The organism is Gordonia sp. UBA7860 (assembly GCF_002500165.1).
Classification (GTDB): Bacteria; Actinomycetota; Actinomycetes; order Mycobacteriales; family Mycobacteriaceae; genus Gordonia; species Gordonia sputi.
In genome coordinates, this window is sequence record NZ_DLSO01000033.1 from 23390 (window position 1) to 23895 (window position 506).

1 protein-coding gene is annotated in these 506 nt (G+C 63.2%); it reads left to right on the top strand.

The genetic code is table 11. The annotated features are described in order from the left end of the window. Positions 1–159: 159 nt before the first annotated feature. Positions 160–506, top strand: a 347-nt coding sequence (locus B3T59_RS05235) for a PLP-dependent transferase (protein WP_287001637.1), incomplete at its 3' end; no start/stop codon positions are given.

Genomic DNA, 506 nt, shown 5'->3' on the forward strand with positions numbered 1-506 from the left:
GCGGTGGGGTGCTCCGGGTGATGACCGGGTTGTGGGACCCCGTTCTGCGACGATCAATTCGTCGATGATGGTTTCGGGTCCCCGGCAAGCGCGGGTCCGAAGGTCGGACCCCAACAGGGTCGTCGTGCCCTGCCGACCGTAGAAAGTGATGCGTATTCAATGTCTGACGTCGACGTCGACCAGAATCCAGCCGACAACTGGAGTTTCGAGACCAAGCAGATTCACGCAGGCCAGACAGCCGACGCGGCGACCAACGCCCGCGCTCTGCCGATCTACCAGACCACGTCGTACACGTTCAACGACACCACCCATGCCGCGAATCTGTTCGGCCTTGCCGAGCCAGGCAACATCTACACGCGCCTGATGAACCCGACACAGGATGTCGTCGAGCAGCGTCTCGCTGCTCTCGAGGGCGGTGTCGCGGCGCTGCTCGTCGCGTCGGGTCAGGCTGCGGAGACGTACTCGATCCTGAACATCGTCGAGAACGGCGGGCACGTCGTGTCGAG